Origin of the sequence: Nonomuraea indica (assembly GCF_002850745.1) — a bacterium.
Lineage (GTDB): Bacteria > Actinomycetota > Actinomycetes > Streptosporangiales > Streptosporangiaceae > Nonomuraea > Nonomuraea indica.
The window spans coordinates 189,801-204,812 of record NZ_KZ559469.1; the positions used below are offsets into that span (position 1 = coordinate 189,801).

General features: G+C 74.1%; 12 protein-coding genes and 1 riboswitch. Of the genes, 6 read left to right on the forward strand and 6 right to left on the reverse strand.

Features of this window, described 5'->3' with window-relative positions:
* Window positions 1-96 precede the first annotated feature (96 nt).
* The 3 genes from CXR44_RS12525 to CXR44_RS12535 are packed head-to-tail and all read left to right on the forward strand — an operon-like array spanning window position 97 to window position 4,934.
* Complete coding sequence (locus CXR44_RS12525) at window positions 97-1,227, forward strand: carboxylate-amine ligase (RefSeq protein ID WP_101785870.1); 1,131 nt, start codon at window positions 97-99, stop codon at window positions 1,225-1,227.
* A 33-nt stretch (window positions 1,228-1,260) separates the two neighbouring features.
* Entirely contained in the window at window positions 1,261-3,048 is a 1,788-nt protein-coding gene (locus CXR44_RS12530) for an N-acetylglutaminylglutamine amidotransferase (RefSeq protein WP_101785872.1), read from the forward strand.
* The gene (locus CXR44_RS12535) at window positions 3,048-4,934 is read left to right on the forward strand and encodes a S9 family peptidase (RefSeq protein WP_101785874.1); all 1,887 of its coding nucleotides are present in this window, start codon (window positions 3,048-3,050) and stop codon (window positions 4,932-4,934) included. Before CXR44_RS12530 ends, CXR44_RS12535 begins: the two co-directional genes overlap by 1 nt.
* A gap of 43 nt (window positions 4,935-4,977) precedes the next feature.
* Here the strand turns inward: CXR44_RS12535 and CXR44_RS12540 are convergent, their stop codons facing one another.
* From CXR44_RS12540 to CXR44_RS12550, 3 genes are all read right to left on the reverse strand, one after another.
* Window positions 4,978-5,715, reverse strand: coding sequence for an alpha/beta fold hydrolase (locus tag CXR44_RS12540; protein ID WP_101785876.1), 738 nt, complete (start codon window positions 5,713-5,715; stop codon window positions 4,978-4,980).
* Between the two features lie 79 nt (window positions 5,716-5,794).
* Window positions 5,795-7,420 (reverse strand): RecQ family ATP-dependent DNA helicase, encoded by a 1,626-nt coding sequence (locus CXR44_RS12545; RefSeq protein WP_101786584.1) that lies wholly within the window; start codon window positions 7,418-7,420, stop codon window positions 5,795-5,797.
* Window positions 7,420-8,136, reverse strand: coding sequence for a YqjF family protein (locus CXR44_RS12550; RefSeq protein WP_101785879.1), 717 nt, complete (start codon window positions 8,134-8,136; stop codon window positions 7,420-7,422). The genes CXR44_RS12545 and CXR44_RS12550 overlap by 1 nt, the downstream gene beginning before the upstream one ends.
* Window positions 8,137-8,369: 233 nt before the next feature.
* On the opposite strand from CXR44_RS12550, the gene CXR44_RS12555 reads away from it, so the two are divergent.
* Window positions 8,370-9,719 carry a TrkH family potassium uptake protein gene (locus CXR44_RS12555; RefSeq protein WP_245899110.1) on the forward strand — a complete coding sequence of 450 codons (1,350 nt, stop codon included), beginning with the start codon at window positions 8,370-8,372 and terminating at the stop codon, window positions 9,717-9,719.
* On the opposite strand, the gene CXR44_RS12560 is transcribed toward CXR44_RS12555, so the two are convergent.
* Window positions 9,706-10,236 carry a DoxX family protein gene (locus CXR44_RS12560; RefSeq protein ID WP_101785881.1) on the reverse strand — a complete coding sequence of 177 codons (531 nt, stop codon included), beginning with the start codon at window positions 10,234-10,236 and terminating at the stop codon, window positions 9,706-9,708. The genes CXR44_RS12555 and CXR44_RS12560 overlap by 14 nt on opposite strands.
* Before the next feature lie 312 nt (window positions 10,237-10,548).
* Complete coding sequence (locus CXR44_RS12565) at window positions 10,549-11,271, reverse strand: CHAP domain-containing protein (protein WP_101785883.1); 723 nt, start codon at window positions 11,269-11,271, stop codon at window positions 10,549-10,551.
* A gap of 12 nt (window positions 11,272-11,283) precedes the next feature.
* Window positions 11,284-11,435, reverse strand: a riboswitch (cyclic di-AMP (ydaO/yuaA leader).
* Window positions 11,436-11,763: 328 nt separating this feature from the next.
* Here CXR44_RS12565 and CXR44_RS12570 point away from each other — a divergent pair.
* Window positions 11,764-13,443 carry a VanW family protein gene (locus tag CXR44_RS12570; protein WP_101785885.1) on the forward strand — a complete coding sequence of 560 codons (1,680 nt, stop codon included), beginning with the start codon at window positions 11,764-11,766 and terminating at the stop codon, window positions 13,441-13,443.
* 17 nt (window positions 13,444-13,460) lie between these two features.
* Here the strand turns inward: CXR44_RS12570 and CXR44_RS12575 are convergent, their stop codons facing one another.
* The gene (locus CXR44_RS12575) at window positions 13,461-13,829 is read right to left on the reverse strand and encodes a hypothetical protein (protein ID WP_245899111.1); all 369 of its coding nucleotides are present in this window, start codon (window positions 13,827-13,829) and stop codon (window positions 13,461-13,463) included.
* A 190-nt stretch (window positions 13,830-14,019) separates the two neighbouring features.
* Between CXR44_RS12575 and CXR44_RS12580 the strand changes: the two genes are divergently transcribed.
* Window positions 14,020-14,994, forward strand: a complete 975-nt coding sequence (locus tag CXR44_RS12580; protein ID WP_245899112.1) for a DNA polymerase domain-containing protein — start codon at window positions 14,020-14,022, stop codon at window positions 14,992-14,994.
* Window positions 14,995-15,012: the final 18 nt, after the last annotated feature.

Genomic DNA, 15,012 nt, shown 5'->3' on the forward strand with positions numbered 1-15,012 from the left:
TCATGAACTCCTCCCGAACATCACAAGGTGCAAAAGTGCCTTTTTCGGGCAGCTCACCGGAATGCTGTCGAGCTGGGTCGTACGGGGTCGTTCCTCATGACCGGATCCCCGAGCATGGTGGGCGTCGAGGAGGAGTTCCACCTCGTCGACGTCCGTACCCGGCATCTCGTGCCGGGATCGGAATCCCTGCTGGACATCCTGCCCAGGGACAGCTTCACCAAGGAGCTGCACTGCTCGACGATCGAGTCCAACAGCAGGCCGTTCCACTGCCTGGAGGAGCTGGCCCGCCAGCTGGGCGAGCTGCGCGAGACGGTGATCGGCGAAGCCGCCGAGCTGGGCCTCGGCGTCGTGGCCGCGGGCAGCGTGCCGCTCGCCGACGTCGGCCAGGCGCGGATCTCCCCCGGCCCCCGCTACGCGCGGATGCTGCGCGACTACCAGCACCTGACCCGCGAGCAGCTCATCTGCGGGACCCACGTCCACGTGGAGCTGGCCGACCGCGACCTCGCCATTCTGGTCTCGCACCGGCTCGGGCCGTGGGCGCCGCCGCTGCTCGCCCTCAGCGCCAGCTCCCCCTACTGGCTGGGCGCCGACACCGGCTACGCGAGCTACCGCACGATGGTGTGGCGGCGCTGGCCCACCGCCGGGCCGATGGCCGGCTACGACTCCGCCGCCGCCTACGAGCGGATGATCGACGCGCTCATCCGGTCGGGCGTCATCGGCGACGCCGGGATGATCTACTTCGACATCCGGCCGTCCGCCCATGTCCCGACCGTGGAGCTGCGGATCTGCGACTCCTGCCCGCGCGTGGCCGACATCGTGCTCGTCGCGGGCCTGTTCCGGGCGTTGGTGTCCCGCGAGCTGCAGTCCGTACGGCGGGAGCCGTACGGCGCCGCGGCCCGCGAGGTGAGCCTGGAGGCGGTCCGGGCGGCGACCTGGCAGGCGGCGCGAACCGGCCTGGAGGGCGCGCTGGTCGACCCGGTGCGCGGCGTGCCCGACCGGGCCTGCCGGGTGATCGAGCGGATGGTGCAGGGCCTGCGGCCCCACCTGGAGCAGACCGGCGACTGGACGCTGGTCTCCGGCCTGGCCCGTGAGGCGCTGCGCCGGGGCAGCTCCGCCCGGCGGCAGCGCGCGGCGTACGCGCGCCGGGGCCGCCTGGCCGACGTGGTGGACCTGCTGCTCGCCGAGACGCGGTCAGGCTTCGCCACCTCGCACCGACCGGCGGCATGACACGGATCAAAAAGGACGGATCGAAGGAGAGGTATGTGCGGGCTAAGCGGCGAGATCAGGTTCGACGGGACGGCGGCGGACGTGGGAGCCGTGGACCGGATGACCGAGGCGATGCGCGAGCGAGGCCCGGACGGCTCGGGCCTGTGGTCGGCGGGACCCGTCGCCCTGGGACACCGGCGGTTGAAGATCATCGATCTGTCCGAGAAGGCGGCCCAGCCCATGGTGGACGAGGAGCTGGGGCTCGCGGTGGTGTTCAACGGCTGCCTGTACAACTACCGGGAGCTGCGCTCCGAACTGCGGCGGGCCGGCTACCGGTTCCGCTCCACCTCCGACACCGAGGTGCTGGTCAAGGCGTTCCACCGGTGGGGTGACCGGTGCGTCGAGCACTTCAAGGGCATGTTCGCCTTCGCGGCGTACGAGCAGCGCACCGGCCGCCTCACCCTGGGCCGCGACCGGCTCGGCATCAAACCGCTCTACCTCGCCGAGGACGGCCGGCGGCTGCGGTTCGCGTCCACGCTGCCCGCGCTGCTGGCCGGCGGCGGGGTGGACACCGGCATCGACCGGGTGGCGCTGCACCACTACATGACCTTCCACTCGCTGGTGCCGGGCGAGCGGACCATCCTCTCCGGGGTGCGCAGGCTTCCGGCCGCCACCGTACGGACCCTGGAGCCCGACGGCACGAGCACCGAACGGCGCTACTGGGATCCCGCCCACACCCGCACGGCCCTGCCGGGGCACGCCGGGCTGGACGACGACGAGTGGCGGCAGGCCGTGCTGGACGCGCTGCGGACCGCGGTGCGCCGGCGCATGGTGGCCGACGTGCCGGTCGGCGTGCTGCTGTCGGGCGGGCTGGACTCCAGCCTGATCCTCGCGCTGCTGGCCGAGGAGGGGCAGGAGGGGCTGTCCACGTTCAGCATCGGGTTCGAGCCGGCCGGTGGGGAGCGCGGCGACGAGTTCGCCTACTCCGACCTGATGGCGCGCACGTACGGCACCGACCACCACCGCATCCGCATCCCCGACACGCACCTGCTGTCGGGCCTGGAGGACGCGGTGCGCGCGATGAGCGAGCCGATGGTCAGCCACGACTGCGTCGCCTTCCACCTGCTGTCGCGCGAGGTGGCCCGCGACGTCAGGGTGGTGCAGTCGGGGCAGGGCGCCGACGAGGTGTTCGCCGGCTACCGCTGGTTCCCGCCGCTGGCGGACGTGCCGCGCGAGCGGGCCGCCGAGGTGTACCTCGCCGAGTTCGCCGACCGGCCGCACCACGAGCTGGCCGGCATCGTGAGCCCCGAGCACCTGCTCGACCACGACGCCAGCGGCGACTTCGTCCGCGATCATCTGGCCCGGCCCGGCGCCGACACCGCGCTGGACGCCGTGCTGCGGCTGGAGACCACGGCCATGCTCGTGGACGACCCGGTCAAGCGGGTGGACAACATGACCATGGCCCACGGCCTGGAGGCGCGCACGCCGTTCCTCGACCACGACCTGGTCGAGCTGGCGGCGGCCTGCCCGAGCCGGCTGAAGCTGGCCGACGGCGGCAAGGGCGTGCTGAAGGACGCCGCGCGCAAGCTGCTGCCCGCCGAGGTGATCGACCGGCCCAAGGGCTACTTCCCCGTGCCGGCCATCCGCCATCTCGACGGGCCGTTCCTCGACCTGGTCCGCGACGCCCTCACCTCCTCCGCCGCCCGGTCCCGGGGCCTGTTCCGGCCGTCGTACGTCGCCGCGCTGCTCGCCGATCCCGACCGGGACCGGGCCACGACGGGCGTCAACACCCTGTGGCAGCTCGGGCTGCTCGAACTGTGGCTGCAGACCCAGGGAGTCTGATGGCCCGGTCCCCCGCCGATCCCCTCCTGCGGACGCGGCCGGACGTCGCGCCGGCCGTCGTGTGGAGCTGCCGGGCCCCGGCCCTCGCCCCGGACCTCGGAGCGGTGGCCTACGTCAGCGACCGGGGCGGCTCACCCCGCGCCTGGATCGGCCCGCTGCGCGGCGGCGGGCCGGCCCGGCCGCTCGACACCGGGCCGGAGCCGGTCATCGACGTGAGCTGGGCGCCCACCGGTGCGCGGTTGGCCGTCCTCGTCGCGCCGGGAGGCGGCGAGCACACGCAGGTGTGGACCGTCCGGGCCGACGGCGGCGGCCTGCGCCCGCTGGCCGCGCCCGAGGGCGGGTCGGCGGTGTTCGTCCGCTGGACGGGGCGCGGCGAGACGTTGCTGGTCGCCGAGACGTCCGCTTCGGGGTGGACCGACGCCGTACTGGCCGACGCGGCCACGGGCGGCCGCGAGGTCGTCGCGGGAGGCGAGCTGCTGAGGCCCGCCGCCGTCAGCAGGGACCACGCCACCCTGCTGGTGCGCCGTGGACCGCGCGGCGCCCGCCGCATGTCGCTGGCCGGCAGCAGCCGGGAGGGCGGCCTGGCGAGCGGTCTCGCGGGCGGTCTCCCGGGCGGTCTTGTGGGCGGTCTCCCGGGTGGGGGCGGGATCGCGGGTGAGCGGGAGTTGCTGGCGGGGCTGGCCGGCTCCACCGACTACGGCATCCTGTCCCCCGACGGCGCGACCGCCTACCTGCTGTCCGACGCGGGCCGCGACCGCGCTGCGCTGGTCGCCGTGCCGCGGGACGGCGCGCCGGTTGTGCTCGCCGGACGCGCCGACGCCGACCTCGACCGGTTCGCGCTGGACCCCGAGGGGCGGCGCGCCGTCCTGGTGTGGAACGTGGCCGGCCGCTCGGAGCTGGAGCTGCTGGACACCGCGACGGGGGCCGTCACGCCGCTGCCGCCGCCGCCCGCCGACGTGGTCACCGAGATCCGGGTGAGCCTGGACGGGAGCCACGCCGTGCTGGCGGCCGAGTCACCCGGCGACCCGCCGCACGTCCTGCTGTGCGAGCTCGGCGCCGGCCGCTACGAGCGGGTGGCGGGCGCGGGGCCGCTGCCGGGCGCGGCACGGGCCGAGCTGGTACGCCTGCGCGCCCGGGACGGGCTGGAGCTGTCGGCCTGGCTCCACCGCCCGCCGGGCGTCCACGCGCCGGCCCCGTACCTCGTGCATCTGCACGGCGGGCCGGAGGACCAGGAGCGGCCCACGTTCAACCCGCTCTACCAGAGCCTGCTGGCCGCCGGGATCGGGGTGTTCGCGCCCAACGTGCGCGGCTCGGGCGGCTTCGGCCGCGCCTTCCGGGAGGCCGACGACCGCGGGCTGCGGTTCCGGGCGATCGACGACGTGGCCGACTGCGCCGCCGAGCTGGTACGGCTGGGCGTGGCGGACCCGGGGCGCCTGGCCTGCATGGGGTGGTCCTACGGCGGCTACCTGACCCTGGCCGCCCTCGTCCACCATCCCGGGCTCTTCCGTACGGGCGTCGACGTGTGCGGCATCTCCGATTTCGAGAGTTTCTACGCGCGTACCGAGCCGTGGATCGCCGCGGCCGCCGTCGGCGAGTACGGCCATCCGAAGGCCGACCGGGACCTGCTGCGCGCGCTGTCGCCACTGCGGCGCTTCGACCGGCTGAGCGTCCCGCTGCTGGTGGTGCACGGCGCCCGGGACACCAACGTGCCCGTCCACCAGGCCGAGCAGGCCGTCGAGGCGGCGCGGGCGCGCGGGGTGCCGTGCGACTACCTGCTCTTCCCCGACGAGGGGCACGAGATCCGGCGGCTGGCCAACCGGGTGGCCTTCGTGGACAAGGTCGTCGGCTGGCTCGGCCGGCATCTGCTCGCCCCGGCCGCGGCCTGACGCGGCAGGGGCGAGGTCAACGGGCGGCGCCGACCGGGGAAGGTCAGCGGGCGGCGCGGGCGATGAGGGCGGCGGTCAGGCCGCCGTGCTGGTAGGGGAAGGCGTGCGCGCCGGGCACGGTCACCGCCCGCCCGTCCTTGACCGTTCCGGCGAGCCGGTCCGCCCAGGCGGCCGGGGAGAAGGCGTCGCGGGCGCCTCGGACCACCAGCACCGGACAGGTGACGGCGGCGATGTGTCGCTCCGGTTCGTCCCGCTGGGCGCTGCGCACGAAGCGGGCCAGGTCGCGCGGCCCGCCCCGCAGGTAGTACGGCAGCGTGACGGGCAGCAGCCCGCCCGGCTCGTGCGAGGTGGTGCGCAGGTACGGCACGAGCAGGCCGCGGGGGGTGCGCAGGCGGGGCGGGAAGGTCGGGCCCATGAGCACCAGCGCCCGTACCAGGTCGGGCCGGGCGGCGGCGACCCGGAGCGCGACCTGCGCGCCCGTGGAGTGGCCGGCCAGCACGACCGGCGTCCCGGCCACGGCCTCCAGCCAGGCGGTGACGAGTTCTGTGATCGCCGGGAGCTCGGGTGCGCAGGGCCGGGGCGGGCGGTGCCCGAAGCCGGGCACGTCCAGCAGGAACGACCGCGCCCACGCGCCGCAGCCGGCCAGCGTGTCACGCAGGTAGCCGAGCGCGCCCAGGCCGGGCACGAGCACCACCGGACGCTCGGCCGGGTGCTGCCCGCCCGCCGCCATGCTCCGGACCCGCCGGCCCACGACGTCGTCCCATCGCTCCGTCAACCGCATACCACGTCCTCTCTCACCTGTCGTCCTCCTTCGCCCGTCTCGGGGCGCAGCCGCCGGCCGATCCGGCGTCACCGGCTCCTCAGCCGCGCTCGCGGAGGAGCTGCTGGTCGAGCACCGCGTCAAGCAGCAGCTCGCGGTAGCCGCCCGTCTCGAACAGCACCGTCAGCCGGTCCTCGTCGCGCCGGATCACCTGCCCCGGTCCCCACGTGTCGTGCTCCACCCGGGCGTGCATCGCGAAGGGACCGCCGGCCTCGGCCGGCGTCCGGGCGGTGCCCGCCAGGCAGGTGTCGCAGTTGCCGCAGGGCCCGCCCAGGTCCTCGCCGAAGTAGCCCAGCAGGAAGCGCCGCCGGCAGTCGCCGGTCTCGGCGTAGCGGCGCATCATCTCCAGCCGGGTGCGCTCGATCTCGCGGTGGCGCTCGGCCAGCTCCCGCGCCGCGCCGGCGGCCTGCTCCGGGTCCGGCCCGCCCGGCACCGGCGTGACCCTGCGCGGGCCCGGCCGGACCGCTCCGGCCCTGCGCAGCAGGTCGAGCAGCGTGGTGAGGCGGCGCGGCGACAGCTCGGTGCGCTCGCGCAGCCCCCGGCGGTCGATGCCGCCGACGCCGCACCCCATGACGGCCTCGGCCACCCGCGCCAGCGTCTCCTCGTCGGGGACCGATCCGGTGAAGTAGCGCTGCAGCCCCAGGTCCTCCGGCCGGTAGAAGAGGGTCGCCTCGGCCGGCTCACCGTCGCGCCCGGCCCGGCCGACCTCCTGGTAGTAGGAGTCGAGGGAGCCGGGGATCTCGGCGTGGTGGACGAACCTGACGTCCGGCTTGTCGATCCCCATGCCGAACGCGTTGGTGGAGACGACGACGTCCAGCTCGCCCGCCATGAACGCGCCGTGCACCGCGTCGCGGTCCGCCCGCCGGAGGCCGCCGTGATAGGCGGCCGTCCGCAGCCCCGCGTCGGCCAGCAGCCCGGCCAGCTCGGCGGTCCTGCGGCGGGTGGCGGTGTAGACGATGCCGGGCAGCGGCTGCTCGCGGACGGACGCGACGAGCGCCTCGGCGGGGTCGCCGAGCATCCGGCGCACCGACAGGGCGATGTTGGGCCGGTCGAACCCCCGCACGACCTGTGCCGGGTCCCGCAGGTGCAACCGGGCGGCGATCTCCTCCCGTACCGGCGGCGCCGCCGTGGCGGTGAGGGCGGCGATCACCGGGCGGCCGAGAGCCTCGGCGACCGTGCCCAGCCGCAGGTAGTCGGGCCGGAAGTCGTGGCCCCAGGACGACACGCAGTGCGCCTCGTCCACCACCATGAGGGAGATGCCCGCCGCCGCCAGCTCGTCCACCACGTCGGGGCGGGCGAGCTGCTCGGGCGAGCAGAACAGGAACTCGGTCTCGCCGGTGCGCAACGCCTCGAACGTCTCGCCGCGGGCCCGCGCCGAGGTGCCGGCGTCCACGCTGGCCGCGGCCTCGCCGTTGCGGTGCAGCGCTTCCACCTGGTCACGTTGCAGCGCGATCAGCGGGGACACCACGAGAGTCGGTCCCGGCCTGAGCAGGGCCGGCACCTGGTAGACGGCCGACTTGCCGCTGCCGGTCGGCATGACCGCCAGCGTGTCGCGGCCGTCGGCCAGCGCCGTCATCGCCTCCAGCTGCCCGGGCCGCAGTTCCGTCAGGCCGAGGGCGCGGCGGGCGGCCCGCCGGCAGCGCTCGGCGGTGCTCTCGCCCGCCATCACCAGCTCCACATGCCGACCCGCACGTCCACGCCCGGCGAGGCGTGCACGACGGGCGCCTCGCCGGGCGCGGGCAGGCCTGCGGCGTGGAGCAGGGTCTGGTCGAGTCCGCAGAGCCGGGCCTCGTGCAGGGGCCAGGGGGCGTGCTCCACCTCGGCGGCGGCGAGCCGCCCCGCCACCACGGTGAACAGCCGGTAGCGGTCGGTCAGGAAGCTCGCCAGGTCGTCCCGGTCAGGTCCGGTCAGCTCGGCCTCCACCTCGACCCGGACGTCGCCGCGGGCCCCCGGCCGGCCGGGCAGGCGGCGGCGGCTGCGGTACCACCACCGCGTGCCGTCGATGTGGACCGACATGTCCGACCAGAAGTACGGCAGCCAGTAGCCGGCCCGGCCGCCCACCGCCGCCGCCAGCCGCCCGGCGTCCAGGGAGAAGAACCAGATGCCGCTACGGCCCCGGCCGTCGCGGACGTAGGTGCGCACGTTCGTCTCGGGGAAGCGCGACAGCCAGGGCAGGGCCGGCACGCCCGGCGGCCGGACGTCGTCCATGAGGAACGGGGTCATGCCCACCCAGGCGGTGCCGTCGAACGTCTCCACGTCCAGGCCGCGGGGCACCATGGCGCGCAGCGTCTCGGCCGGGTAGCGCCAGTGCAGGAAGGTGATGTGGGCCCAGCGGTGGTGCATCACCGGCACGGCGACCTTCGGAACGGGGCGTACACGCATGGCCCGCCCCTACCCCGGTGCCGGGCGGTATGCGCGCGGCGGGGTGTCCCCTGGCCGGTCGAGGCCGGCTGCGCGTCCTGGAGGCCCGGGTCGGGCCGGAGCCGCGGCGGCATGCCGCACCGCAGGGGTGGTAGCGGTCGAAAGTCCTGTTACGGTAGGGCCCGCGCTCCGCCGGCGACGCTCGGCCGGCCGCTCTGTCCTCCTCGCTCCGTCTCCGCGACCAGGAGAAGTCCGTGACGATCGCGTCATCGTTGCTCCAGCGGTTCCAGCACCCCGCGCAGGTGATCGCCACCGGCTTCGGGTTCGTGGCGCTGGTGGGCACGGCGCTGCTGGCCCTGCCGATCGCCACGGTGTCGGGCGAGTCGGCCGGGTGGGTGGCCGCGCTGTTCACGGCCACGTCGGCGGTCTGCGTGACCGGGCTGGTGATCGTGGACACCGAGACGCACTGGTCGGTCTTCGGCGAGCTGGTGATCATGGCGCTGGCGCAGGTCGGCGGGCTCGGGATCATGACGCTGGCGACCCTGTTCACGGTGCTGGTGTCGGGCCGGCTCGGGCTGCGCGCCAGGGTGTTCGCGCAGGCGGAGACCAAGACGCTGGCGTTGAGCGACCTGCGCCGCGTGGTGCGCAACGTGGTGCTGTTCAGCCTGGCCTGCGAGGCCGTCATCGCGGTCCTGCTCACGGGGCGTTTCCTCGTCGGGTACGGCGAGCCGTTCGGCCGGGCCGTCTACCTCGGGGCGTTCCACGCGGTGTCGGCGTTCAACAACGCCGGATTCGCGCTGTGGTCGGACAGCCTGATGCGGTTCGTCACCGACCCGTGGATCTGCCTGCCGATCGCTGGGGCGGTGATCGTGGGCGGTCTGGGATTCCCGGTGATGTTCGAGCTGTTCAGATCGTGGCGGCGGCCGGGCCACTGGTCGGTGCTGACCCGGATCACCCTGGGGATCACGGCGATCCTGCTCGTGGCGGGCACCCTGGTGTTCCTGGTCACCGAGTGGCGCAACCCCAGGACGCTGGGAGCGCTGGACGACTCGGGCAAGCTGCTGGCGGCCTTCTTCACCGCCGTCATGCCGCGCTCTGGGGGTTTCAACAGCCTGAACATCGCCGACATGTACCCCTCCAGCTGGCTGGTGACCGACCTGCTGATGTTCATCGGAGGCGGCAGCGCGGGCACGGCCGGCGGCATCAAGGTGACCACGTTCGGGCTGCTGGCGTTCGTCATCTGGGCGGAGATGCGCGGCGAGTCGGACGTGAACATCGGCCACCGCCGCCTGCCGCAGGCCGCGCAGCGCCAGGCGATCTCCATCGCGCTCCTGAGCGTGGCCGGGGTGGCGGTCGCCACCTACCTGCTGATGGTGCTCACGCCGCACGGGCTGGACCAGGTGCTGTTCGAGGTCGTGTCGGCGTTCGGCACGGTCGGGCTGTCCACCGGCATCACTCCCGAGCTGGGGCCGGCGGGTCATGTGCTGCTCACGGTGCTGATGTTCATCGGCAGGACCGGCCCGCTGACGCTGGGGTCGGCGCTGGCGCTGAAGGACCGGACCCGCCGCTACCAGCTTCCCGAGGAGCGGGTCATCGTCGGCTGAGCTCCTCCCGCCCCGTGGCGAGCCCCGCGGCCGTGGTGCCGCGCGCGGGGCGCGTGCCGTGGGTGGCGCTCCAGACGGCCACGGCGATGTAGAGCACCTGCTCGGGGACGCGCAGCCACAGCGGGGTCACCTCTCCGCCGTTGAACGGCACGTCCGTCAGGGCGGCGTGGACGTTGGCGGGCAGCAGCAGCACGAACATGGCCGCCAGGCAGAAACCGGCGAGCCGGCGGGTGCCCGTGAGGACGAGGCCGGCCGCGCCGAGCAGTTCGAGCACGCCGGTCAGGTAGACCATGACGCTGGGGAAGGGCACGAACGGCGGCACCATCCCGACCAGGTCGGCGTGGTTGGGCATGACCGTGACGCTCTCCGGGACGAAGTGCGCGGAGGCGGTCACGAGGAGCATGACGGCCAGCGCGTGCGCGGCGCTGACGGGCCACGAGGCGAACCTTTTGACGCCGAGCGCTCCGAGCCCGCGGAAGGCGAGCAGGGCGACCACGAGGACGATGGGGATCTGCATGACACTCCCTAGTGGATAGTGAAACTATCTAATAGATAGATAGTGACGCTATCCGCTGTCTGTGTCAACCCAGACCTGGGAGGGATGTGCCGATGACGGCCTCCGCCTCGGGCGTCTCCTCGGGCGGGGCGAATGCGGTGGGCCACCTCGCGCCGTCCAGGTTCGCCCGGCCGGGGCGATCCTCGCGAGCACGCGGGCGATCCTCGCGAGCACGCGCGGGCCGGTTGCGCCGGCCCGTTCGCGCCGCTGCTCGACGTGAGGGAGCTCACGTGAGGGGGGTGGGGGATGGGGGGTGGGGGTGCGGGGGGGGGATCAGCCCTGCAGGACGGGGTAGCCGTAGCCGGCCACCTGCGAGGTGGGCCGCACCCGGCGCTCGACCTTGCCGTTGCCGGTGTTGCCCTCGACGGTGCTGATCGTGCCGTCGCCGTTGACCTTCTTGACCAGGCCGACGTGGTCGATCGCGCTGATGCTCCTGCTGCCGTCCCAGTCGAAGAACACGACGGCGCCCGGCTTGGGCGTGGCGCCCCAGCGCTTGTTGGCCTTGAACCACTTGGCGTAGGTCACCGTGTAGGCGTCCCAGCCGACGGAGGGGCGGGCACCGGCCTTCTCGCCGACCCACGAGACGAACATCGCGCACCACGGCGCGTTGGCGTAGGCGCGGATGCTGCCGCCGTCACGGGCGACGGTCTCGGCGGCCCGCCGCGAGGACATGTACCAGCTGTGGAACGGCGTGCCGCCGCCGGCGGCGTTCTCGGTCACGCCGACCTGCGACTCCGCCACCCGCAGCAGGGCGTCGGCGGTCAGCGGCTTCTGGTAGGCCGCGGCGACCGTCTTGGGCTGCTCCTTCGACTGCGGGGCGGTCTCCGCCGGCTTGCCGGCCTCGGCCGCCACCGGCTGGCCGGCCTCGGCGGCCGCCGGCTGCCCGGCCATGGCCGGGACCGCGCCGAACACGGCGCCCGCGGCGATGGTCAGGCCGACGGCGAGCCGGGGGAGGTCGGTGGGCACGATGGCACGGGAGAGGTCGCGCTTGGTCATACTGGGGTTTACTCCTTGCTTCCATGCCGCCTACCGGGTTAGCTGACGGATTCGGGCCTGGAAGTGCCCTACGGCACGCCGCTCGTGGCGGACGTGCCGATTCACCCCATGAGAGATTGGGTCCCCGGTTCCGCGATCTGTCGCGGATTCGGCGGCCGCGCCGCCCCCCGCGGATGTGTCATGCGGGCGGTGCGTACGCGGTCTCGGCGTTTGAACGAGGCATCACCCGGCGGAGGTACTTACATGCCGGACATGTGCCTTGATGTCCCCAAACGTAAGCGAAGCGTATAGAGCGGTGCAAGCGAAGTACGGGCCCGCACCCCGCGACCCCCCTCCCGACCTGGGGTTCCGCGCCGAAGTTTTTACCTACTTCCCCTGGCAAAAGAGGTTTGAAGGTGCTGTCCTCCCCGTTGGGTAAAGACGCCCGGGAGCCGATCGGCGCCATGGCACACTGACCGGACGTCCGACTCCCCGAACGAGGTCGCCCCCACGATGAAGCGCATCCTCAGCACCACGCGAGGCCGCGTCGCCGCGGCGGCCGCCGCGATCACCGCCGTGCTCCTGCTGGCCTACGGCATGCCCGCCCTGGCCCTGGCCGGAGAGGTGCCGCCCGGCACCGACGCGGGCGGCGTCGACATCAGCGGCCTCTCCCCCGGGGCCGCCCGGGCCAGGCTGGAGGAGGAGTTCGGCCGGCCGGGACCGCTGAAGGTCGAGGCCGCCGGCCGTACCGTCACCATGAAGCCCAAGGACCTCGGCGTCACCCTCGACGCGGGGGCGACGGTGGCCCGGGCCATGGACGGCCACACCACCCCGGCCGGGATCGCCCGCTCGCTCTTCGGCACCCGCACGGTCCCACCCGCCGTCGAGGTGGACGACGACCTGCTGGACAGGCGGATCGCCGCCCTCGCCAGGAAGGTCGACCGGAGGCCGCGGGAGGGCGCCATCGCCTACCGCGGCCTGGAACCGCAGGTGACGCTGCCCACGGCCGGCCGCGTCCTCGACCGGAAGGAGGCCGCGCGGGCCATCCGCGAGGCGTTCCTCGCCCGCCGCGACGAGGTCACGCTGCCGGTCCGCACGACGCCCCCGTCGGTGCCGGCCGCCAAGGTTCGGGAGATCGCCGCCTCCACGGCCCGCGCGGCGGTCGCCGGGCCGCTGACGCTGACGGCGGGGGACGAACGGGCGAGCCTGTCGCGCGACCAGCTCGCGTCCCGCCTGCGCTTCGTCCCCGACGGGCACGGCGGGATGCGGCCCGCGTTCGACGCCTCGACGCTGGTGGACGACCTGCGGGACGACCTCGTCGCCGAGGAGCGGCGTCCGCGCGACGCCGCGTTCCGGATCGCCAACGGCAGGCCGCAGGTCGTGCCGAGCCGGGCCGGCCGCGACATCGACCCCGACGGGCTGGCCAAGGCGGTCACCTCCGCCCTGGCGAGCGGCGAGCGCGTCGTCGAGGTGCCGGTCGTCCAGGCCCAGCCCGACCTGACCACCGCCAAGGCCAAGCGGCTCGGCGTGCGCGAGAAGGTCGGCTCCTACACCACCCAGCATCCGTGCTGCGCGCCGCGCGTGACCAACATCCACCGCATCGCCGACATCGTGGACGGCCACCTGGTCATGCCGGGCCAGACGTTCTCCCTGAACGGGCTGGTGGGCAGGCGTGACCGGGCGCGCGGCTTCGTCGAGGCGCCGATGATCATGAACGGGCGGTTCGTCAACGACGTCGGCGGCGGGGTTTCGCAGTTCGCGACCACGATGTTCAACGCGGTGTTCTTCGGCGGGTTCGAGGACGTGCAGCACACGCCGCACCAGTACTACATCTCCCGCTACCCGGCGGGCCGCGAGTCCACGGTCTCCTTCCCGCAGCCCGACTTCCGGTGGCGCAACGACTCCCGGTACGGGGTGCTGATCAAGACGTCGTACACCGACACGTCGATCACCGTGGACTTCTGGAGCACGAAGCGGTGGGACATCGAGTCGGAGAGCTCGGGCCGCTACAACGTCAAGGGCTTCCGCAAGATGAAGGACTCCGGGCCCGACTGCCTGCCGATGGAGGGCGTGCAGGGCTTCGCCATCGACGTGTGGCGGATCTTCAAGAAGGGCGGGAAGGTCGTCAGGAAGCAGCGCTTCCACACGGTCTACCAGCCCGAACCCCGCCTCACCTGCACGGCGCGGACGTAGGCGCCTCCCGGCCGCCGTCAGTCGAGCACGTAGCACTCCACCTCGGCCCGGCGGCGGGACAGGCCGGCGGCGACCGAGTCCTCGACGCAGGCCTGCTCGGCGGCGCTGAGGGGCAGCACGCCGCACACGGTCACGCCGGAGTAGGTGCGGCAGTCCAGCCTCGGATCGGCGCGCCCGACGCGGTAGCTGGCCCGCACCGTGGCGCGGCACCTCGCGCGCAGCCGCGGGGCGTCCGCGTACCGGCACTGGGCCAGCAGGATCCGGTACTGCCGTTCGCTCACCTCGCGCTTCTGAGCGTCCGCGTGGGCGGGGCCGGCGAACAGGGTGAAGGTCGACAGCGTGAGGGCGGCCAGGGTGCCGAGCCCGACAGCGATGATCTTCCTCATGGTTCCCCCCTTCCCCACGACGTACCGCCGTGAGCCCGCGCCAAACCAGGCCCACCGCCGGCCGGGCGGCCCACGGCCATCGTGAGCCCATGGTCTCACCGCGGCCCACCGGTGCCCGGCGACGCGGAGAAGAGCTCCGCGACCGCCGGCCTGTTGTGTGACCGGGCGTCCGGCGGGCATGGTGGGGCAGGTGAGCGCCGATGAGACGCGTGACGGGGTCAAGCTGACCAACCTCGACGGGCCGCTGTTCGACGGGGCCGAGGCCACCAAGCGTGACCTGGTCGACTACCTGGACGCCGTCCGTGACCGCATCCTGCCGGTCCTGCGCGGGCGGGCGCTGTCCGTGATCCGCGTACGTCCCGGCCAGGCCCCCTTCATGCAGAAGAACCTGCCCGCGTACGCGCCGTCGTGGATCCGCAGGGTGTCCGTCTGGGCGGAGGCGTCGCAGCGGCAGGTGACGTACGCGCTGTGCGACGACCGGCCGACCCTGCTGTGGTTCGCCAACCAGCGGGCCGTCGAGTACCACCCGGCGCTGATCCTGCGCGACCGGGCCACCCACCTGGTGCTCGACCTCGACCCGCCCGACCTCGCCGCACGTGACGGCGGCGCGGGTGACGGCGGCGCGTTCGGCCTCGCCGTGCGGGCCGCGCTGCTGGTGCGGCAGGCACTGGACGACGCCGGGCTGGCCGGCGCGGTGAAGACCAGCGGCGCCAAGGGCGTGCACGTGTTCGTGCCGGTGGCCGAGGGGGTGGCCGTCGACGACCTGGCCGCCGCCACCCGCGCGCTCGCCGCGCGCGCCGAGCGGCTGGACCCGGCCCTGGCGACCACGGCGTTCATCCGGGAGGACCGGCAGGGCAAGGTGTTCATCGACTCCACCCGGGCCGGCGGGGCGACCGTGGTGGCCGCCTACAGCCCGCGGATCCGGCCGGGCACGCCGGTGTCGTTCCCGGTGGCGTGGGAGGACCTCGACCGCGTGGCACCGGCCGACTTCACCCTGCGCACCGTGCCGGGTCTGCTGGCCGGTGGTGATCCGTGGGCCGCCCTGCTGCCGGACCCGCGCCCGCTGCCCGCCGACCTGGTGGCGGAGGGCCACACGATCCCGGTGGCCCGGGTCCAGGCCATGCACGAGGGCAGACGCCGCGCCCGCGCCCGCCGCACCCCGTGACCGGCGGGGCGGCGGGGC

Bases quoted from the DNA above. Each gene is read 5' to 3' on its own strand.
- CXR44_RS12530 (WP_101785872.1), top strand. From the start codon at position 1,261: ATGTGCGGGCTAAGCGGCGAGATCAGGTTCGACGGGACGGCGGCGGAC.
- CXR44_RS12560 (WP_101785881.1), bottom strand. From the start codon at position 10,236: ATGCAGATCCCCATCGTCCTCGTGGTCGCCCTGCTCGCCTTCCGCGGG.
- CXR44_RS12575 (WP_245899111.1), bottom strand. From the start codon at position 13,829: ATGAGGAAGATCATCGCTGTCGGGCTCGGCACCCTGGCCGCCCTCACG.
- CXR44_RS12525 (WP_101785870.1), top strand. From the start codon at position 97: ATGACCGGATCCCCGAGCATGGTGGGCGTCGAGGAGGAGTTCCACCTC.
- CXR44_RS12550 (WP_101785879.1), bottom strand. From the start codon at position 8,136: ATGCGTGTACGCCCCGTTCCGAAGGTCGCCGTGCCGGTGATGCACCAC.
- CXR44_RS12565 (WP_101785883.1), bottom strand. From the start codon at position 11,271: ATGACCAAGCGCGACCTCTCCCGTGCCATCGTGCCCACCGACCTCCCC.
- CXR44_RS12545 (WP_101786584.1), bottom strand. From the start codon at position 7,420: ATGGCGGGCGAGAGCACCGCCGAGCGCTGCCGGCGGGCCGCCCGCCGC.
- CXR44_RS12535 (WP_101785874.1), top strand. From the start codon at position 3,048: ATGGCCCGGTCCCCCGCCGATCCCCTCCTGCGGACGCGGCCGGACGTC.
- CXR44_RS12540 (WP_101785876.1), bottom strand. From the start codon at position 5,715: ATGCGGTTGACGGAGCGATGGGACGACGTCGTGGGCCGGCGGGTCCGG.
- CXR44_RS12570 (WP_101785885.1), top strand. From the start codon at position 11,764: ATGAAGCGCATCCTCAGCACCACGCGAGGCCGCGTCGCCGCGGCGGCC.